The 20,577-nt window shown below is 61.2% G+C and carries 13 protein-coding genes and 1 pseudogene; 13 read left to right on the top strand and 1 reads right to left on the bottom strand.

Features of this window, described 5'->3' with window-relative positions:
* Positions 1-182 precede the first annotated feature (182 nt).
* The 9 genes from qatB (at position 183) to G9Q37_RS13850 (ending at position 14,203) form a co-directional block, all read left to right on the top strand.
* Positions 183-857 (top strand): Qat anti-phage system associated protein QatB, encoded by a 675-nt coding sequence (gene qatB, locus G9Q37_RS13810; RefSeq protein WP_205710650.1) that lies wholly within the window; start codon positions 183-185, stop codon positions 855-857.
* Positions 854-2,119, top strand: coding sequence for a Qat anti-phage system QueC-like protein QatC (qatC, locus tag G9Q37_RS13815; RefSeq protein WP_166227940.1), 1,266 nt, complete (start codon positions 854-856; stop codon positions 2,117-2,119). Before qatB ends, qatC begins: the two co-directional genes overlap by 4 nt.
* On the top strand, positions 2,119-2,853 hold the full coding sequence (gene qatD / locus G9Q37_RS13820; protein ID WP_166227942.1) for a Qat anti-phage system TatD family nuclease QatD: 735 nt from the start codon (positions 2,119-2,121) through the stop codon (positions 2,851-2,853). Before qatC ends, qatD begins: the two co-directional genes overlap by 1 nt.
* Positions 2,854-3,025: 172 nt before the next feature.
* A complete protein-coding gene (locus tag G9Q37_RS13825) occupies positions 3,026-5,650 on the top strand; it encodes a PD-(D/E)XK nuclease family protein (protein ID WP_166227944.1) in 2,625 nt (874 codons plus the stop codon).
* Complete coding sequence (locus tag G9Q37_RS13830) at positions 5,647-8,820, top strand: UvrD-helicase domain-containing protein (RefSeq protein ID WP_166227946.1); 3,174 nt, start codon at positions 5,647-5,649, stop codon at positions 8,818-8,820. Before G9Q37_RS13825 ends, G9Q37_RS13830 begins: the two co-directional genes overlap by 4 nt.
* 51 nt (positions 8,821-8,871) lie before the next feature.
* The gene (locus G9Q37_RS13835) at positions 8,872-10,083 is read left to right on the top strand and encodes a phospholipase D family protein (RefSeq protein ID WP_166227948.1); all 1,212 of its coding nucleotides are present in this window, start codon (positions 8,872-8,874) and stop codon (positions 10,081-10,083) included.
* Between the two features lie 143 nt (positions 10,084-10,226).
* Complete coding sequence (locus tag G9Q37_RS13840; protein WP_166227950.1) at positions 10,227-12,149, top strand: hypothetical protein; 1,923 nt, start codon at positions 10,227-10,229, stop codon at positions 12,147-12,149.
* 212 nt (positions 12,150-12,361) lie between these two features.
* On the top strand, positions 12,362-13,261 hold the full coding sequence (locus G9Q37_RS13845; protein WP_166227952.1) for a hypothetical protein: 900 nt from the start codon (positions 12,362-12,364) through the stop codon (positions 13,259-13,261).
* A gap of 372 nt (positions 13,262-13,633) precedes the next feature.
* Positions 13,634-14,203 (top strand): HAD domain-containing protein, encoded by a 570-nt coding sequence (locus tag G9Q37_RS13850; RefSeq protein ID WP_166227954.1) that lies wholly within the window; start codon positions 13,634-13,636, stop codon positions 14,201-14,203.
* 43 nt (positions 14,204-14,246) lie between these two features.
* Here the strand turns inward: G9Q37_RS13850 and G9Q37_RS13855 are convergent, their stop codons facing one another.
* Entirely contained in the window at positions 14,247-14,567 is a 321-nt protein-coding gene (locus G9Q37_RS13855; protein WP_166227956.1) for a DUF6471 domain-containing protein, read from the bottom strand.
* 341 nt (positions 14,568-14,908) lie between these two features.
* Between G9Q37_RS13855 and G9Q37_RS13860 the strand changes: the two genes are divergently transcribed.
* The 4 genes and pseudogenes from G9Q37_RS13860 (at position 14,909) to G9Q37_RS21865 (ending at position 20,158) form a co-directional block, all read left to right on the top strand.
* Entirely contained in the window at positions 14,909-17,698 is a 2,790-nt protein-coding gene (locus tag G9Q37_RS13860; RefSeq protein ID WP_166227958.1) for a DDE-type integrase/transposase/recombinase, read from the top strand.
* Positions 17,699-17,742: 44 nt separating this feature from the next.
* Positions 17,743-18,828, top strand: coding sequence for an AAA family ATPase (locus tag G9Q37_RS13865; protein ID WP_166227959.1), 1,086 nt, complete (start codon positions 17,743-17,745; stop codon positions 18,826-18,828).
* Positions 18,829-18,868: 40 nt separating this feature from the next.
* Positions 18,869-19,288, top strand: a pseudogene (locus G9Q37_RS22040) (TniQ family protein); the annotation flags it as partial.
* A 156-nt stretch (positions 19,289-19,444) separates the two neighbouring features.
* Positions 19,445-20,158 carry a hypothetical protein gene (locus G9Q37_RS21865; protein ID WP_240936392.1) on the top strand — a complete coding sequence of 238 codons (714 nt, stop codon included), beginning with the start codon at positions 19,445-19,447 and terminating at the stop codon, positions 20,156-20,158.
* Positions 20,159-20,577: the final 419 nt, after the last annotated feature.

Below are 20,577 nucleotides of genomic sequence, written 5' to 3' on the forward strand. Positions count from 1 at the left end.
CGTCTACTTCAAGCTCGGGCGGCAAAGCGGGCTCGCCATTCGACCCAGAGTGGCTGCCACCTGACACTTCAGGCGGGGGAGCAGCAGGTGGCGAAGGTCCTACATGGCCTGGCCAAGATGGGGACGACGAATCCGGCCAGGCGACCGATGCCGGCTACGCCGACACCTCGCAGGGTGAGACCGTGGCCGTCGACGGGGCATTCGCGCCCAGCCGCCGGTTTGCTGATGCCCGCACCAAGATGTCGACCTTCCTAGGTGGTGGCGGGAGCGAGTCGCTCCGCTCTGCGACCAGAAGCATGGTCACAAAGGGTATGGGCGGTTCTCGCCGCGCCGCCTCGACCATGCGAGGCACTGCCCAAGGCGCAGGCGCCCTCGGCAAGTTCTTGGCGTCTGCCCGTGACCGTTCCGACCCTCGCGTTGCCGACTGGGTTGACCGAACTCGCCAGGCGAACCTCGCTGCCGACGACCTCATCCTGGAACTGGTCAAGGAGGTCATGCCCGAAATCGGCAGCGTGGACGACGAGTCGTTGCGCAATGCCGCTGCTGAAGCGCTGGGCCTGCTATATGAGCTCAACCCTAATATCGACATCTTCAATCTCAGCGATGCGCAGATTCACGACGTCATGGCCATTACGATTGCCAATGATGTTTGCAATCGCATGGACCTGCAGCTCGGTCAGGCATACGAGAAGCTGAAGTACGACGCGCAACAGATTCAGGTGTATCGGAAGGACGTGAAGGAGTACGTTCAATCGGAAGTTCGGGTCGTGATGGAACGACTCGGCACAACGGGGCTCGACCCCAAGCGTCTCGCTCGAGACGTGCTGCAGTTGGCGATGGAGGTTTTTGCATCATGATGAAGGTGCTATGTACGTCCGTTGACCATTTGCCAGCCACGCTCGCAGAGGGAGAACGGGCCTTCACGCTTTTTAAGAGCGCCAAGCGCGCTGGCATCGGCACCGTTGCCCAAGGTTGGCGCGGGTCCTTAAAGCGAAAGGGGTTCGCACCGACCGTGCAGGCCTGGGACTTCGTGCAGTTCTGCCTGGCGGTTTGCGCGGCCGACCTCTGCTGCCCGCGGAACACGAGCGCGGACGGTTGGACGCGAACGATTGAGCTCACGGTCGCGCTGAATGAGCCGTTGCGTTGGGCACCTTGGAAGGCGCATGCCGAGCGACTGCTAAAGGTTCTGACCGGTGACTACTGGACACTGAATTTCATTGACGGGGGAGTCACCCCGCCCAATGGCAAGCCTCAACCTCTGGCGCAGGACTGCGTATGCCTGCTATCGGGCGGCCTGGACAGCCTCATCGGCGGCATTAATCTGGTGACAGAGGGGCGTCGGCCGGTCTTCGTGTCGCAGCTGGCGCACGAGGACTCAGACCGCCAGCGGCGATACGCGGCTCTGCTCGGGGGCGGCGCTACCCACATGCAGTGGAGCCACGGCATCAGCTTCTCGGGCAGCCGTGAGCCCTCGACGCGGGGCCGGTCGTTGGCGTTCTATGGGTTTGCGGTTATGGCCGCCTCAAGGATTGCTAGCGCCCCAGTGCAGGTCTTCATCCCCGAGAACGGATTCATCTGCATCAACCCTCCACTGGTTCCCGGCCGGGTAGCCAGCCTCAGCACACGGACGACACACCCGTTGTTCATTGCTGAGTTGCAAGAGCTCCTCGAAGGCCTGGGCATCGCAGTACGGCTTGAGTTGCCCTATCGATTCAAGACGAAGGGCGAGATGCTTCGCGAGTGCGCGGACCAGACCCTGCTCGCGTCGGTTGCCTCCGACTCAACGAGCTGTGGTCGGTTCCGGACCTACAACCGCACCCACTGCGGCCGTTGCGTGCCTTGCCTGATTCGCAGGGCAGCGTTCTTGGCATGGGGACCCGGGCGCGACACGACAAGGTACGAGTACCCATCCGTGGTTGGCTCCGACAAGTCCAGCGGCCCGGACGACCCTATGGCCGCGGCGCTGGCCGTGCTCTCGGTCCGGGAAAAGGGGCTGGACCGCTTCTTGGGCGCCACCCTTGCCTTTGCGTCGCCCGCCGAGCGAGCCGGGTATCGGCAGGTGCTTCAATCGGGGTTCAACGAGCTTGAGGCGCTGCTACAGGCAGATGGGCTGCTGTGATGGACTTCCACTGCCACTTGGACCTCTACCCTGGGGCACGGGAGGTCTACCGCGAAGCGGCCAAGCGCAATGAGTTCACTTGGTTGGTGACCACAAGCCCAAAAGCGTTCGCAGCCACGTCGCGTGCGCTAGAGCCTTCGCCGACAGTGCTCATGACACCGGGGCTGCATCCGGAGATTGCACATGAGCGCGCAGCAGAGCTGGACTTGCTGTTGGAGCAGATTGCCGGGGCGAAGGCAGTTGGTGAAGTGGGCCTGGACGGGTCCCCTCGGTTTCGGGCTCACTACGAGGTTCAGCGCCGCATCTTCAGCGCGGTCATCGCGCGCTGCGCCGAGGTGGGCGGTCGCGCGCTCAGTATTCACTCCCGCCGCGCTGTCAGGGATGTGCTGGCAGAGTTGGGGCGGAACCCGAACTTCGGGACAGCGGTGTTGCACTGGTTCTCGGGGACCCCTGCTGAGCTAAGGGCGGCTGCGGCTCTCGGTTGTTGGTTCAGCATCGGGCCGGCGATGTTCGATTCTGCAAGCGGCAAAGCTCTGGCCGCCGCGATGCCCCGCGACCGAGTCGTGCCTGAGAGCGACGGCCCCTTTGCGAAGATTGAAGGCAAGCCGGTGATGCCTTGGAGCGAAAGTCAGACGGCCGAGGGGTTGGCGCCTCTGTGGCGTCTATCGACCGAAGAGGCTGCTAGTGTGCTCGCTCAGAACGGGCGCGCGCTTCTCAAGCTGATAGGGCGGTAGTGGCACCAGGGTTTGATGCGCTTGCCGAAGTCGCGCCCACTTTCTCTGCCGCGACCGCTCTCGTTCGACACAAAACTTTAATTTTAAAGGAGTTTTGTTATCAGCTCGATGCCGCTCAACAAGACGCAATAGAACGCCTGCACGCGATTGTCTTCAGGGAGTCAACTACAGCATGCACGTCACCTTTGGTTTGTTCCTGGACGCCCGCCAGGGCCCGTCACCGACGGATTTTTTCAACAGCCCTCTTGTCGGCCGTGTGGGCTTCCTCTCCCTGCTAGAGACCTACCTTGGCTTGTCGGCACCTGAGGCCTCGTTTACGAAGCGAGTAGCGGTCTACTCCGGCCTCCTTAGAGCTCACGACAACGGCGCCTACTTCTACAGCGAGTCCCTGCAGGCAGACAGCATCGGTACCGCCGCAAGCCTCCTGGCCTGGCGAGACGAGTGGCGCCTCGGCGGCTGGGACGGAAGTGCGAAGTCAACGCACCCAGCGCGAGTTAAGGAACTTTCCGCCATCGAGACGGCCGCCGCCGGCAAGCTCCCGCCCGGGGAGGCCGAGCGTTTGCAGCTGGTAGTGCAAGCCCTGCGCGATTCGGGGCCCGGCCCCATCAAGTCGGTTCACCTCGTTGACCCACCCGAAGACTTCCCCCTCCTTTGGCGGCAAGTACTCGACCTCCTGCCTGCCGTTGAGGTCCGTCTCCCCGAACCACAGGGCACAGGGCATCTCCGCGCGGTGCAGGAGCAGGCGCTGGCCGTTCTGGCCGGCCACCCGGCTGGCAAGTTGGGCGCGCTGCCCGACGGTAGCGTCCTGTTGGTGCACGCCCTCGCGGCAACAACTGCCGCGCACTGGCTGAGCGCCCATAACTCGTACGAGCCGGGCGACCGGCTGGTCCTCGCCGAGGACGCCGGCGATGGGCTCGACGTATCCCTGTCCGCAACTGGCGGGGTCAACTGTGGGTTCGAACACCCGAGCCAGCTCCGTCCTGCCCTTCAGGCACTGCCTCTTGCCCTCGAGCTGTGCTGGACGCCCCTCGACATCAACCGGCTGCTGGACTTCCTCACCCACCCGGTCGGCCCGTTCAGCCGCCGCGCGAGGAGCACCCTCGCCCGCGCTGTGTCTCAACAGCCCGGGATTGGCGGGGAGGCCTGGACCTCGGCCAAGGCCAAGCTCGCGACGGGAGAGGACGCCCAGGAAGTCGCCGACGAAATTGCCTTCTGGCTGGAATCCGAGCGCTGGACGCGCAACAACGGAGTGCCCGTCGACGCACTCATCGCCCGGGTTGACCGACTGAAAGAAGCGATGCGGCGGCGCCTCACGGGTGAGTCCGCTGATGTGGCGAATTTCCTGGCTGCGCATCGCCAGTGCGCAGCCGTCCACGACGCGCTGACCGAGCTCGCCAGCCAGGGCCTGGCGACGGTGCTGCCTCGGCAAATCGAGCAGCTAGTCGCCCACGCCACGCCTGCCGGGGCAACCAACCCTGCCGCGGTTTCGCATGTCGGCTGCATGCGCTCTGCCAGCACCCCGGCCGCCTGTATCGAGGCTGCCGACGAAGTGGTCTGGTGGATGCCGTCCACCCCCGCCCTGCCGTCGCCGCTTCCTTGGTCGCAATCCGAAGTGGAATCTCTGACCCAGCTTGGTGTCCAGCTGCGAGACCCGGCACGCGAGCTGGTATCGCTGGCCGCGCAGTGGCTTCGCCCGCTGCTTGCAGCGCGCAAGCGCTTTGTCCTCGTCTGCCCGCCCCCTGGCGCCGAGGTGCATCCGATTCGTCTGCTGCTCAAGAAGCTGCTGCCCGCAATCGAGAGCACCGCCATCGACCTTGATTCAGCGATAGGTTCCACGTTCATCGCCTCCACCGCCGCAGCGCTGGCGCCGCAGCCTTTGCCGACGCCACCTCGACTCGTTCAACTCCCGCAGCCCGTACAGCTCAGTGACTCCGCGCAGTCGTTCACCACGCTCAACGAACTCTTCAACGACCCTGCCCTTTTCGTGCTCAAGCGAGTGGCGGGCCTGGAGCCCACCTCGGTCCTGACCGTGGAGGAGGACAACCGCCTGCTCGGCATCCTTGCGCACCGTGTGTTCGAGAAACTCTTCGAGCACGCCGCCGCACTGACTTGGTCGAACCCCGATGCTGTCGCCTGGTTCCGCGCCGAGGCCGACACGCTCCTGCAGACAGAAGGCGCCGTCCTGCTGATGCAGGGCGCGGGCGTCAGCCAGCAGCACTTCCGAAAGGTCTGCGAAGGCGCCATATGCAGCCTGCTCGACCATCTGCGGTCGGCCGGGGCTACTCAAGTTCAGACCGAGGTCGCGTTCTCTGGAACCCTGGGTGCAGTACCGCTGGTCGGCAAGATTGACCTGCTGGTCACGCTCGATGACAAGCGAACCGTCGCCCTCGACATGAAGTGGCGGAGCGACAACTACTACGCTGGGCTGCTTCGCTCGGGCGAGCACCTGCAACTCGCGCTCTACTCCAGTCTCGTCGAGCAAAAGAACGGGGCCGCACCCGCCGCGCTCGGCTATTTCATCTTGGAGAGCGGTGCGCTCTACATCACAGCAGCAGACCTCTTCCCGAAGGCGCAGGTCCGGCGGCCGCCAGAAGGGGTAACCGTCGCCACCCTGCTGGACCAGGCACGCGCGACTTGGAACTGGCGCAAGCAACAGCTGGACGACGGGGTCATCGATGTAGTTCCGGTAGACCCGCCAGAAGACTTCAAGGGGCCCGACGGAACACTTCCAGTAAAAGGCCCCAACAGCCGCTTCGACGGAGACCACCTCGTCTTGCTCGGAGGCTGGGAACAATGAACAACATCGAGTTCATCAGCGCAGGCGCTGGCAGCGGCAAGACCTACAAGCTGACCGAGACCCTCGCCCAGGCGCTCGAGTCTGGTGCGGCACGCCCTCACGCCATCTTGGCCACAACCTTTACGGTGAAGGCCGCCACCGAGCTGCGCGAACGCGCCCGTTCCTGGCTTCTTGAGACGGGAAGCATCGACCTGGCCACCGCCATCGGTCAAGCCCGCCTGGGCACGGTCAACAGCGTTTGCGGCCAGATGCTCAAGCGATTCAGCTTTGAGCTGGGCCTGTCGCCCGACCAGACCGTCCTGGGTGAAGGCCAATCCAAGCGACTGCTCAAAGCCACCCTGGCCGAGTCCATGGACGCTGCCGCGCAAGCGCAATTGGTGTGGCTTACCGAGCGGCTTGGAATCGAGCAAGCAGACTGGTCCAAGACCGTCGAGGACGTCGTCAAGGCCGCGCTCAACAACGACATCGCGCCAGCGGCGCTCCGCGCGATGGGTACCCAGAACGCAGACGCGATGCTCGCGAACTGGCCTGCTCCGACGGCAGGACCAGACCCGACCGACGCGCTGGTGGCTGCTCTGGCCAAGGCGCACCAGGAGGTGGCCGCCTACGTCGAACAGCAGCTGGCTGCCGGCGCAAAGGTCGCAAAGAACCTCACTGATGGGCTCGAGGACATCCAAAAGCTGGACCGCCGCTTCCAGAGCAACCGTTGGAGTTGGCCAGACTGGATAGGGGCTGCCGGGTTGAACGCTGGCGCCAAGGTCAAAGACCTCGTGGAGCCAGTCAAGGCCGCCGCTCAGGCCCATGAGTCTCACCCCGCCTTTCATGCCGAGGTCCGCCAGTACCTGGAGCTGGTGTTCAACCTAGCCGCCGACGTTCTCGACGCCTACGAGCAGGCCAAGAAAGCACTGGGCGCCGTCGACTTCAGTGACCAGGAGGTTCTGCTGCTGCGGGCGTTGAGGACAAAGCCCAGCGTCCGCGAAGCCCTGGCGGCCGAGCTGGACCTCATCATGGTCGACGAGTTCCAGGACACCAGCCCCCTTCAGTTGGCGCTCTTCGTGGAGTTGGCCAAGCTAGCCAAGCGGTCAGTGTGGGTCGGCGACTCCAAGCAGGCCATCTACGGGTTCCGCGGCACGGACGCGAGCCTCATCGCTGGCGTCCTGGGCGCCATCAAGGATTGGGGCGGAACCATTGGGAAGGCCCTCGACACCTCCAGGCGTTCCATCGAGGGACTCGTAGCGCTAACCAACGGCGTGTTCGGGTCTGCGTTCGAGCCCGACCTGACTCCAGCGCAGGTTCAGCTGCAACCGCTGCGAAAGGACATCCCGGACCAGCCAGCACTACTGAACTGGAGCTTCGAGAGCAGCAGAAACGACTCGGACTACCTGGGTCTTGGACAAGCCGTCCGCGAACTGCTGGCTTCAGGCGTCAAGGTCGAGGACAAGGACACCGAGCAGCTGCGACCAATTCAGGCTGGCGATGTCGGGGTGCTGTGCCGCTACAACGAGCAGGTCGGGTTTGCCGTCACATCGCTCACCCGCTGGGGCATCCCTTCAGCCAGCCCACGTTCCGGCCTGCTGGGGACTGCCGAGGCCATCTACGTGATGGCATGCCTGCGGCGCCTGAACGACCCGACCGACACGGTCGCGACGGCGCTGGTACTCACCCTGGCCGAAGGCATGCCGGTCGAAACATGGCTTCAAGACCGGCTGCAGCACCTTGCCAACGATGGAGCCAAATCCCATGAGTGGAAGACAACTGGCGACAACGCCCATCCGCTGCTGGCCCGATTGGAAGAGCTGCGCCCAACACTCAACGCCTTAACACCACAGGAGGCGCTGCGACTTGCCGCTGCTGAGTCCCAGGTCGCGCGCCTGGTCGGCCAATGGTCGGCCTCTCCCCACGAGAGCCGCAACCGCCTGGCCAACGTCGAAGCGCTGGTCGAGTTCGGCAAGACTTTCGAGGACGAGTGCGTTGCCGCGAAGCGGCCGGCAACCGTCAGCGGCATGCTGCGCTGGCTGGACGAACTCGCCAGCGCAGAAGACGACAACCGGGCGACCTCGGCAGACAACTCGGTCACGGTCCTGACCTACCACGGTGCCAAGGGCTTGGAGTGGCCCGTCGTCGTGCTGACAAGCCTCGATGCGACGGCGCGCAGCTCACTCTGGGGCGTCCGCGCCAGGACAGTCGGCGCCTTCGACCCACAGCAGCCGCTGGCCAACCGCTTCGTCCACTGCTGGCTGAAGACCTGGGGCAAGCGGTCCCAGCCCCAAGCGGCCCTGAATGCGGAAGGTAGCGACATTGGCAAAGCCATGCAGGCCGAAGCCCTGGCGGAGAACAGGCGCCTGCTCTACGTCGGCCTGACCCGCGCGCGCGACATGAACGTGGCCGTGTCCTTCGTTCGTTCGCGAGGACCTGGGCGTGCCTGGGTTGGCGAGATTCAAGGCGCAACCGAGCTGTTGTTCGGCGACTCGGGCGCCGTGGCGCTACCTTGCGGCCGGCAGCTCTCCCGCCTGACAAAGTCATGGAGCAAGGACGACTGCGCTGTCGAGCCGCCGGCCAAAGCGCCCGAGACGTGCCACTGGTTCACCCCGCGGCCACGGATGCAAGGCGAACCCCTATGGCATCGTCCAAGCGCCGCCTCGGGCGGGGCCTTCAAGGTCGCTGAGACAGACACCGTCGGTGTGCGGCTAAGCCTGGCGGGCAAGCCCGACATGGCGTCGCTGGGCACGGCGCTCCACCTGTGCATCGCGCGCGCCGGAGTGCTTGGTGGCGTTTCAGCCCCGGAAGTCGAACGCGTCTTGAAGACCTGGGCCGTTGCTCACTGCGTGGACAAGGATGCCGTTTGCGCCCAGGTCGCTGCATTCCAGGCGTGGATTAGCGCTCGCTGGCCCGGTTGCCCGGTCCATGTCGAAGTTCCCGTGGAGGCTGATGGCCCAAACGGAACCCGCATCCGTGGCCGCATCGACTTGCTGGTCGAAGCGCACGACGGGTGGGTCCTCCTGGACCACAAGTCGAACCCCGGTGGGGCTGCCCGAGACGAGGACTTGGTGGCTGAGCATGGTCCTCAGCTCGAGTCCTACGGCCACGCCCTCCTAGCCGCGACCGGCAAGCCCGTGAGCCAGCGGTGGCTCTACCTGCCGGTGGCTGCACGAGCCGTTCGCTTGGCTTGACGGTCCCGTAGACGAAGTAGGCAGAGTTCAACAGAAACAGAAGTGACGACTATGGAAGTGAAGTTCTTGTCGCGCGTAAAGACACAGACGACTCTCGTTGCACTTGTGGAGAGCTGCGATTCCATGCAGTGGGCGGTCGCCTGGGCTACCGAGAACGCAGTCTTCGAAGCGGCGATGAAGCACAGCGAGAAGTTCGAGCACTTCGTCGTGGGCACTCACATGTTCCAAACGCAGCCCGAGGTTCTTGAGCGAGCTGCAGCCCTTTCGGCCGCAGCCGTCGTTCCGCCTACCGGTGACTTGTTTCACCCGAAGGTATACCTGTTTCGCAACGGGCAACGCATCCGCTGCGTGGTCGGGAGTCCCAACCTTACGAAGGCCGCGATGCGTCGAAACGTCGAGGCAAGCGTGCTGCTGGACGGCTCGTCCGAGGATGCTGCACTGGCGGACCTAAGTCGCTTTGTTGCGGAAGCTTGGAGCGGCGCCGATGACCTCTCGCCTGAGTTCCTCTATCGGTACCGTCATCAGTACGACGCAAAGGAGGTTGTGCGAGAGGAACTGACTAAGTTTGCTGACGTTCGACTACCCCTCAACCGGAACACCAAGCGTGCGCCACATGACATGAGCTGGGCGGACTACCTTGTGCAGGTCCGGAGCTCATCGCACCCGTCGGCGCACCTTCTCAATGAGCGCCTGGGCGTCTTGACGAACGCACGCGCCCTATTCGCTACCGGCGTTTCCTACGCCGAATGGGTCGAAGACGACCGCAAGCTGGTCGCAGGTACTCTGGGACGCAAGAAATCCCAACAGCCGGGAGTGGACTACGGCCTCTTCGGAAGCATGGGCGCGAGTGGGACGTTTGCGAACCTGGTCATCGAAGCGCCTCAAGGCCTCTCCGCCGCCCTCGACTTCATCCCGTTGATGGGACTGGTCACGCAAAGTGACTACGACCGCTACTGCGAGGCGTTTGTCGCAGCCTTCGACCAGGACGGCAGGGTGGGCGGGCTACCGACCGCAACCAGGCTCTTGGCGATGAAGCGTCCCGACACGTTCGTGTGCATCGACTCAGCCAACAGAAAGGACTTGTGCGAGAACTTTGGTGTCAGCCCGAGCACAACAAACCTAGGAAATTACTGGCAACGCATCATCGAGCCGATGCAAGGCGATGCTTGGTGGAGGCATCCCCAGCCCAGCAATGCGGCTGACGTCCAAATCTGGTTGGGGCGCGCAGCGCTCCTGGACGCCATTTACTTTACGCCCCGCTGAGCATGCTGCTCTTTGAGTTCCTGCGGACTCAGCACCCAGCAATCGCCCCTGAGACAACCTACCTCTGATTTGACCAGCCTATGAGCAGTGACCGAGCTGCGTTCTGGAGCATTCAGCCGGGAAGTCCCAGTCCCAGGCAGCAGTTGAGCGACCTCGTCCTGGCGTGGGGGAAGGACATTCACACCGGAGAGGCACGGTACATCTTCGAGCTCGAAGAAAAGCATCGCGGCTCGAAATGCAACTGTGTTTGCTACTGCTGCGGCGAGCCCTTGACGGCCGTGAATGCCGCCAAGACCGAGTGGAGAAGGCGGCCGCACTTCAGGCACCCCGATGGCACTGACCGGCACTCCTGCCTCGTACTCACTGCCCGAGCCGCGGCTCTTGAACTGCTCGAGAAACAAGACCGCGTAGTGCTCCCTGCTCGGCGCGTATCTGCCCAGGTTGTCGGGTTGAGCGGTGCCGCTTACTCCGCATGGATTTCTCAGCCGGCGGAAGCGGTGAACATACGGAGCTTCAAGCCACTTGACCAAGTACGCGCCCTGTTGACGCTCGAGGACGGCAGGACTGTCGTCGTTCAGCTCACGGGTTCCCTATCTGAAGAACTTGACGGCGCCTTACATCCTGTCGTCCAGGTCGTGATGGACGACCCCGCCCTGGCCGCGCTAGACCCCAACGAGCTCAAGGGGCGACTGCACCTCTTGGTGGAGGCCGGGAGTTGGCATGGGCAGCACTGGTCGGACGCATCCCTGGCAGAGCAAGCGCATGCGCTCGCCACCGCAAAGGCGGTTGCCGCTCTGGACTGGCTTCCTGACGAAGCGTTGCAGGACCTTGGCCCAACAGCCGGCAGGGAGTCGTTGTTGCATTGGCTAGCGAAGGACGTCCTCAGGCGAGAGGAGCGCCTGCGGATACCGGAACTTGTTCTCCGAGAGCATCTCGGCGGCGCCGGCTCAAAGCTGCACCATGAAGTTGCTCGGCGCGACGAGAGCCTGCTTGAGCTCTCGAACGTTCGGCTAGAAGAAAAGGTCGGCCAGATTCGTCCCGACCTCATCGCACAGTTTGTTGACCCCGTAGACGGCGCGCGGGGGACCTTGCTCATAGAGGTCACGGTCACTAACGCAATCACGGCCGAGCGGCTTGACCGAATCCGCGCGGAAGGCTTCGCGGCTCTCGAAATCAATGTCGGGAGTCTCGGGGGAACGCTGTCCCGAGCCGAGTTCACAGCTTTGGTGGTGCATGAACTGGCCGCGAAGCGGTGGCTTGCCCATCCTTGGCTCGACGAAAAGGCGGCGACCAGAGCAGCGCAGCTGGAGCTAGAACTTCAGGCTGATGAGCAGGAATTGGCGCGGCTGCGGAGCGAGTACCTGGCGGCTGTGAAGAGTCTCGCTGCTCTTCGTGCAGAGGATGCCCAAACCCATGAAGCCAGGCAACTCCAGGAGTCGACCCGTGAGCTCATCGCCGAGCTTGGGAAAGAGCTTGCGTCGTACGGGTTGGCACACGGAGATGACCCAGTTCTCTACGCGTGGCAGGGAAGCGTCCTCGACCGTCTGCTCTCGATTCAGGATAACGCGGCCTGGGGGTACCGCGTAGAGACGCTTTGGCAAGTACTGAACACAGCCCTTGTCGAGAAGGCGCAGGACAAGCTTTGTTGGCACACCCTCTACCTCACGGCGCTCAAGGCGTACAAGCCGAACTTGGAGCCCCAGCACCGTGCGCGTGTCACCCAGTGGCGGGAGAAGGTTTGGCAAGACCTTGAAGACTGCGGTCAGCGAGGTGTTGAGTCGGTGTACAGGCGAAGCCGACGTTTCGACCCGCTCCTGGGCGTTCTCTTCCCCGAGATGCGGGAGCTACTGGCTCGCCCCCTGCCTGGCGAGGCGACAAGCAGGCGTCCCGGCCCGGCACCCTCACAACCCCAAGAAGTCGGCCGAAGACCAATGGACGGTAGTCCGTCGATGCACTGGAGCCGCGAGCCGGCTTGGCTAAAGGGTCCAGAACTCGACGACTGGAAACGAAAGAACCCTGAGGCGGCAGCGGCCTGGGAGGACTGGCTTAAGCGCAAAACAAGCTGATGCCACCCGACCTTTGTTGTCAATGAAGTATGCCCTGGGCGATGAGGCAGCAGAGCCTTGAAGCCACTCGCGAATACAACGCAATAGTCTTGTGATGGCAAAGCACAATAGTCTTGCAACTGCACAACACAATAGTCGTGTAACCGTAGCGAGCGAGGCTCGCAGCCTGCACGCACCGCCACGAGTCCAACGCCATAGACTAGAACGCCGCCATGGACGGCAACGCCCCTGACAACGCAGCCAACTCAAGCGTCGACTTCATCGCCATCGACACAGGCGACCTGGAGCGGCTTGTAGGCGAGCCTGTAGTCGTTGCAATTCTTAAGGCAGCCCCCTTGAAGGTTCAGACCCGCGTTGCAAAGGCGGCCTACCACCTGCAGAGAGCCTTGCGCCTGGAGGGTGTAGACGACGAAATGGGCGCCCTACGGTTGATTGCGGCCGAGGAGGAGTTGGTAGTTGCCATTTTCGAGTGGCTCAAGCTGAACTCGGAGCATTTCCCTGAGCACCGAGACTTCGTGGCCAAGCAGAAGAATCACTTGGTGAAACTCGCCGTCACTCCAGTACTAGGGCAGATGGCCCTGGTGTTCGAGGACTTTCTATTCAACGGAATCACGCCAGCTGGGCTGGAGGGCTTGACATCCTGGCGTGTGGTACCAGCGGTCAAGAGTGGTCGGGTCGTATTGCAAATATTCGCAGACGGGGAGAAGCCACTCATTGAGGTGAATCCACTCGACGTGGCGATTACCAAGAACGACGTGAGCGATGACACCGTGGTCAACGACCTGTATCAAGCATTCTTGGAGCGGCTACCCGACACGGAGGGCAACCGGGTCAAGCGATTTGTGACGGAGCGGGCCGACTACCGCAACAAACTGCTCTATGCCGAGGACGGACGGTCTTACTCGATGGGTGAGTCGCTTGCAGACGTCCGACACATCGTAGAGCGTGACCTCAAGCGGCTGCTTTGGTGCTTGGCAGCGCTACTGACAAACAAGCCACTGACCAAGTCATGGGGAGCGGTAAGCCAGTTCCTTGCGCTCTACCGGCGCGTCTTGACTGAGGCGAAGGTGCTTGGGCCTTCAAAGCCCGACCCAGAAGTCTCGCAAAGCTGAGTCCCAGGCCTGTAGCAGAACGCACCTTGGAGTTGGAGTTGAAGTGGACCCGGTTCCGTGGACGTTTTTCGGTTCGATTCTCAAACCGTCTATCGTTTGCGCTTGAGCCCAGAGAGACGCCATCGTCCGCCATTGCTTGGCGAGGTTTTCACGCGCGGCCCTAAAGCAATCGATGTCCGTGATTCGACACTCGCACCTCATACGCTCTGGCGCACCGTGCCACCCTCTGCATTTAGTTGAAGCAGCGACGTCCACCAAGCATGGGCGTTTTTCCCGGCGATGCATCCACCTCGGTCCCGACCGGTACTCGGCCTTCGATTTGGTCTTCTAGAGTGTTGGCCAAACGAGCAGCCATCGCGATAAATTGGAAGGATGAGTCCTACGTCGACACCAAGTTCCGTCCACGTGCCGCGAAGGGCCGACTTCCTGCTGTACTTAGACCTCGACGGCGTCGTCCAACATGAAGCAGTGGTATGGCATCCACGCCGCGGCATTCACGTGAGTTCAGTCCTTGCACCTGGTCACACGCTCTTTGAGTGGGTCCCGTTGCTTGTCACCGCGCTTGAACCGTTCCCTGAGGTGCGAATTGTTCTGAGCAGCTCCTGGTGCATCAGACCGGGTTACGGGAGGACTCTCAAGCGCCTCCCTGAAACCTTACGCCGACGCTTTATTGGCGGCACGTTTCACAGGAGAGTTCATGGGGCCGACACCTGGCTGCAAGCGTCGTTCCAGAACATTCCGCGTGGCATGCAGGTCTGGGCTGACGTACAGCGGCGAAGGCCTCGCCAGTGGCTGGCGCTTGATGATGACGTTGAGGGGTGGCCCCCCTGGGCGCAAGAGAATCTCATCGCATGCGACGGGAGCACGGGGCTCTCGAGCGCACCTGTTCTAGAAGAGTTCTCCGCCAAACTCAAGCGTTGCGCTGCTGCGCTGCATATGTAGGCGGTCGCAGGGCGCGGCACACCATGCGGCCGGCTCGAGGGTGTCAAGCATCGCGCTCGACTTCCCGAAACCTTCTCGCCACTCGCACTAGGTCGAGTTCCTCGCAGTTCATCGCCACCATCAGCTGCAAGAAGAACGCGAAGGTGAAGTTGCCACGGTTGACGCGATTCATGATGGCCGCGGCGCTGTTTCGCACCCCCACACCAGCCAGCAGCGCCTCCAGGTGTTTGTAGGACTTGCCAGTGCGCTCCATCTCGGCACGCACGATGGCTCTGGCCTCGTCCTCCCAGAAGGTCTTGCGGCGGGCGTTCTCGCGGTTTTGGATATTCGGGTCGAGCTCTTGCGCTCTTGGCTGCTTCGGCATGCGGTCTAAAACGCGTTGTGTCTTTTTATTCTGCGCTAAACAATCCGATTTAGACTAACATCAATCCAAATGGATATATTTGGTGCCACTTTGTTGCACCAAACTCGGTGTGGATGGAGGAAAACGCTGCTCCCGGTTTCTAGACGCAGCTCATCACCTCAGTTTTCCGCGCCGTCATGCCACCACTCTCAGACCACGAAGTCGAACAGCTGTTTGCTCAGTGGCGTACTCCCGCAGCAGGGCGAACGTTGATTCGCAGCGCTCGCGGGACAGCGTTGGCGCCTGTTCGGCAGCAGCAGCATCTCAACGGTGCTGTACGAACCCTCTTTCAGAGCAAGAAGATGGGACGCGGCCTGATGGCTGAGAGCCGCACCTGCGAGTTGCCGGGCCTGTACATCAGGGAACACGACCAGAGCACACTGGAAATGTGGCCCCAGCCGTTTCAGCTCTCAATCCCGGTGGAAGCCGGTAAGGGCAAGACCATCGTCTCGCACCTGCCAGACCTTCTTCTCATTACGGATGAGGGCTTCCTCGTTGAGGAATGGCGTGAAGAGGCGCGCTTGGAGCGCCTGGCGTCAGAGAGGCCACACCGCTACTTCAAGGATGAGCAGGGAGCGTGGCGGGACCGATATGTAGAGCCACACCTCAAGAACATGGGAATCACGTACCGACTTCGGTCGGCCGATGAACACCCACGAATCTTCCTCGCCAACCTCGACATCCTGGCGGACTTCAGCCTTGCCTCAACTCCCCCGGTCCCCGAGAACGAAGCAATCCGACTCCAAACTCTGCTCTCAGAGAGGCTGCGCTGTCCATACCTCGAACTCCTGGAAGAGCACGGCTTCAAGCCAGAGCATGTACTCCAAAGCGTGTTGTCTGGGTCTGTCTACGTGGACCTCTACACCGAACGGCTCATCGACACCGACGAACTCCTTGTCTATCGCGATGAATACGTCGTACTGGCTGAGCGATTGGCAGCAAGGTCTGCACGGCCCACCTCCCCAGACAGCATTCTTGAAATTGAGCAAGGCACCGAGGTCGACTACGACGGTGTGAAGTTCAAGGTGCTGCTGGTTGGGAAAGAGAAAGTGAGCTTGGTCAACGGGGCCACCGGTGAAATTATCGAACTTGAACTCTCCGTTGTTCGGCATCTGCACAAAAACCAGTTGCTCAAACCTCTAGGCTTGACAGTCGAAGAGGTTCCGGCGGCCTTTGAGATGGTGCTGTCCAACAAAAAGCTCATTCAAGCAGCCAAGCGCCTTGCCGCATTCGAACGCGGCAAGTCGGACAGTGGCATGTCAGAGCGGACATGGCAACGCATCCAAAGCGCACTGCGAGGGAAAGAGTCGCCTCATGAGCGACTGCTTGCGCTCGTACCAAAGACAGCAGGCAACGCAACTCCGCGTCTGCCGGCCGAGACGTACGAGATAGCAGAGAGAACCCTCAAGGAGCGCTTCAACACCCCAATAAAACAGACACTGAGTTCTGCCTACAGCCACTACGTGAACGACTGCAACGCTGCAAACGTGCAGTTCATGTCCAGGACTCGCTTCTTCGAGTGGGCACGTCCGCGAACGAACACTCGGCAGCGTGAAGGCAAGCGTCGTGACTACGCAACCGCGCCCATTCCATTGACTTTCAACTACGGCAGTCCAGTGCACGGTGTGCTGCCGCACGAAGTTGCGTACTGCGACCACACTCCGCTAAACATCAGAGTACGCGGGAGACGGATTCCCATTCAGAGCAGGCCGGTCCTCACCGTCATGGTCGACGGTTCCAACAGCGGTGCGCGCGCCTTCTTCATCAGCTTTCGCGCTGCCGGCGTTCACTCCGTTTTCATGTGTCTTCGCGACTACGTACGCCGATGGGGTGTTTTGCCACGCATTCTCGTTCTTGACAACGGCAAGGAGTTTCACAGCCATGACCTGACTCAGTTCTGCAAGCTGTTTGGAATCACCGTTCGTTGGCGCCGCAGCGCAAAGCCTCGCGACTCTGGAATAGTCGAGCGATTCTTCGGCACGGTAGAGACCGAACTGCTTCAGCAACTCGCAGGCAACTCCATCCATATGAAGGACCCCAGGGCGGTGTCTTCGTCGCACTACCCAGAGAAGCATGCGAGGTCAACACTGGCTTCACTGCACGGCCAGATTGATTACCTGCTCTTTGATATTCATCGTCACCGGGTTCACCCCAGACTGGGTGTTTCACCCGCACAGCTCGATGAACAGACAGAGTTCGAACTCGGCCGGCGAGCGCATCGGATGGTGCGCTATGACGAACTCTTCAAGTTGCTCACTTCTCCACACCCGCGTGTGGCAACGCGAAAAATCGACCCCCAACGCGGCATCTTCGTCGAGGGCGTCTACTACTGGCACGATGCCTTCAAGGATGCTCGCTGGGTTCGCGCTGCACACGTCGAGGTTCGCGTTGAGCTTTGGAACGCTGAGGTGGTTTACGCCTGCTACCGGGACAAGTGGCTGGTGGCGAGGTCTCGCGAAAGCTCAGGACTCAAAGGTCGATTTCGACCCGAACTCGCAGTTCAAGCGAGAGAGGAACGCGCTGAGGGAAGAAGGCTGGCTCAGCAAGACAAGTTCAGTCCTGCCACTTCCAGCAAACGGGTCAAGTTGTGGGACCACGAACTGTGGGATGAGGCGACCAGAGATGCGCTAATGATTGAGCACGCACTTTACGCTCGATTGGGCATGGTTGAAGCGCACTCAGAAGCCATCAATCATGAAGCTGACGTCAACTATCTCCCTCCCCCGCTGCTGGGGTGGGAAGAGGTTCCAGAAGACGCTTACGTTGAAGACAGTTCTATTGCAGATGGACCGACTAGCAGTGCGCATGAGAACGCCAGCGAGGCAATAGATGCACCAGGGCCGACTGCCGAGTTCAGCGGTGCCGATTCAACCAGTTCGGCACCCTCTGAAAGCAACGCGGCCTCGGTCCCCATGCAGAGCGCGGACAAGCGCTCGGAGGCGAGCGATGGTTCGGTCGCGAAGGGTCGAGTGATACGCCCTGCAGGGAACTCCAGAACGAAGAAGGACAGCGCAGTACCGAAAGCCCATCTACCTCCAAAGCAACGTCTCGACGACTTCATTAGAGACCTCGATGGAGACACCTACTTCTGAGACATCAATCCCTTCGACGTGAAATGAACTTCTGAGACATCAATATGCCACTTGCAATCATTCCTAGCCCTGACGCTGCCCCAACCCCTGTAGTGCCCACACGGAGCTCCACGCATACCAAGAGTTCTGACTCGCACGAAGCCGTAGAGGCGCTTGAGCGCTTCAAGCAGGCGCGCGTTCGTCACCCTGCACTTCAAACACTCCTGAATGACCTCCTACGCCACATCCACTCACCTGATGGGGAAAGCATTCTTGTCCTTACCGGCGTCACTGGAGCTGGAAAGACCGCTGCCAGTGAGGCGCTCCAGGTAGCGCTTCTCAACGAGTTTCGTTCTGACATCGAGGGAAACCCGGGAATCATTCCGGTTGTGACCGTCGAGGCTGGGCAAAGCGGCGACATGAAGCAGGGCTTCAAGGGGCTGTATAGGCTGGCGTTGACCAAACTGCACGAGCACGACCCAGACAGCGGAGTAGCGGTTGTCCGCAAGGAGGGGCACCTTTGGCTCAACGTTCATGGCCGTCGAACGACTGAGGGCATGCGCAATGTGCTCGAGAGTGCATTGCGCCATCGCCAGACCAAGGCTCTGGTCATCGACGAGGCGTCGCACTTGCTTTCCATGGCAAGGTCAACTGCGGTGATGGACACACTCAAGAGCCTGGCCAACACCGTCGGCTGCAAGGTCGTGCTCATTGGAAGCTTCGACCTTCTTGACATCATTGTCCAGAGCGGACAAGTCTGCCGGAGGACCAACATCTTCGCACTGCAGCGCTACAAAGACACGGCAGACGACCGAGCTGCATTCAAGTTTGTCATCCAGAGGCTGATGCAAGCCTGGCCTTGTGAGGCGGTCCCCGCCTTTGATGCAGTGAGTGACGAACTCCAAGAAGTCACCTTCGGTGCCGTCGGGCTGCTCAAGAACTTGATGACAAACGTTCTTTCACAACAACTGGAGGCGGGCGGTGTTTTCAGTCCTTACATGTTGCAGAACGCAGCGAAGGCCGCTGCGCTGCGTGAATCCATCCGCGAGGAGATTGAGGCGGGCGAAGCAAAGTTGGCAACATCAGCCTACGGTAGCGGGGCCTGGACTGAGGCGGCATTCGCCAAGATGACGCTCAAGATGGAGGGTTGAGGCAATGACGAGCATGTCACCTCGCACGCTGCTCTTTCCAATGGCCGTAGGCGGCTTGGGAACCGCCCAGGTCGAAAGTCTGCGTAGCCTAGTTGAGCGCATTTCTTTGGCGCATCACCGCACGACGCGTCAACTCCTGAGTTACCTCTTCCGCTCGTCCTCCGATGGAATGAGTGCTAGCGCACCGTCCGAGATTACCCGTACATGGTGCGTCCACACAGATAGCGAGCTGGGGCGTGTATTGATTCACAGACTGCAAGTGGCGACCGGCCAGGCCTTGGCTACGACGACGTTGGCCAGATTCGGTGGCCCCCTTTCACTTTCCAACGTTATCCACCTCAAGAAGTCGGGGAAGGTGCGGTATTGCCCCATCTGCCTAGAGAACGACCTTCTGGAGCAGGAGATTCCCTACGGTCGGCTTCTTTGGGAACTCCGAGGCGTCAGCTGCTGCCCGCTCCACGGGGTTCAGCTGCATTCATCCACTGGCTGCGGTGGCGTGGGTGGTAAGCGCATCGCTCTTCAGAGCAGGCCGCGCGCTATCGGCGTGTGCCCTGATTGCGGTAGCGTAGGGCGTCGATGCGAGACACCCATTCTCATCAAGGCAGGCTCTGTCGACTTGGCCATCGCCCACAGCATTTCAAAGGTTCTTGCACTCAGCGAAGAGGAGTGCGAACTTGTCACCGGTCCGGCTGTTCGCGAGGGAATCAAAGCTGTGGTGGACTGTCGCTTCGAGGGAAACACGATTGCGGCGGCGCGAGCTGCAGGAATAGGGAGGGGAAGCATCTGTACTTGGCTCAAGAAGCACACATCTGTCGGACTTGCGCCTCTTGTACAGCTCAGCATCGCCGGCGGGGCAGATTTGTCTGCAATGCTTGTGGGCCGCTTCGTTTCGGCTGACGTACATGCGACCGCGGTTGAACTCAAGAACCGACTTGGACGGACCTACTTGCGTAGCTCAGCTACCGCGGATGAGATGAGGCAACACCTCTCCAATGCACTGGAATGCGATGAGGCACCGTCATTCAAGCGCGCAGCATCTGCACTGGGCGTCTCAACAGAGGCCTTACGTGCGGCCGCTCCCGTGCTAGCGAAGGCACTTGCAGCCAAGCACCGGGTTCAACGCGAAATCCGCAGTGGAGATGCATATTCCCATGCGTTAAGCGTGTACATGCAAGCACGTAGTGCCTTGCTCAGCAGAGGCAAGGCTGTGAATCAGAAAAGCCTGCAGCTTCATTCAGGCCTGAAGGCGAGCCTCGGCAGGCATGGGCCGCGCTATCGAGCAATGCACGACGTGCTCTCGGACCCAGCAAGATTCGAGCTGCCCAGCTGAAAAGTTCAAGAGAAATATGCCACCAAAAAGAAACGGGGTGAGCCCTTCGGCCCACCCCGTTCTGTTTGGCATCAAGCACTTAGCGCTGTGTCAGCTTGCGATTCTGTCAACCATACCTTGTCGTTTTGCGACAAAGCTAGCTGGAATCAACATTCGATGACCAGCTGGCACTGGGTTTGTTTGGTTGCGGAGGCAAGATTTGAACTTGCGACCTGGGTTATGAGCCAGTAGATCTTGATGCGTATACCCATCGAGATTAACTGGTGTCTCGTGTAGGTGGTGCCCTGAGCGGAGTGACACCACAAATTTCTCTTTGAAAATCATACATCTTTTCGGCCAACCCTGTCACCCTCCGATGACAACATGTGCGCCCGACGCAGGCCGCTCCGCGACAGTTGTCATCCTTCTTCAACAAAGTA

This window comes from Hydrogenophaga crocea, assembly GCF_011388215.1.
Taxonomy (GTDB): domain Bacteria; phylum Pseudomonadota; class Gammaproteobacteria; order Burkholderiales; family Burkholderiaceae_C; genus Hydrogenophaga; species Hydrogenophaga crocea.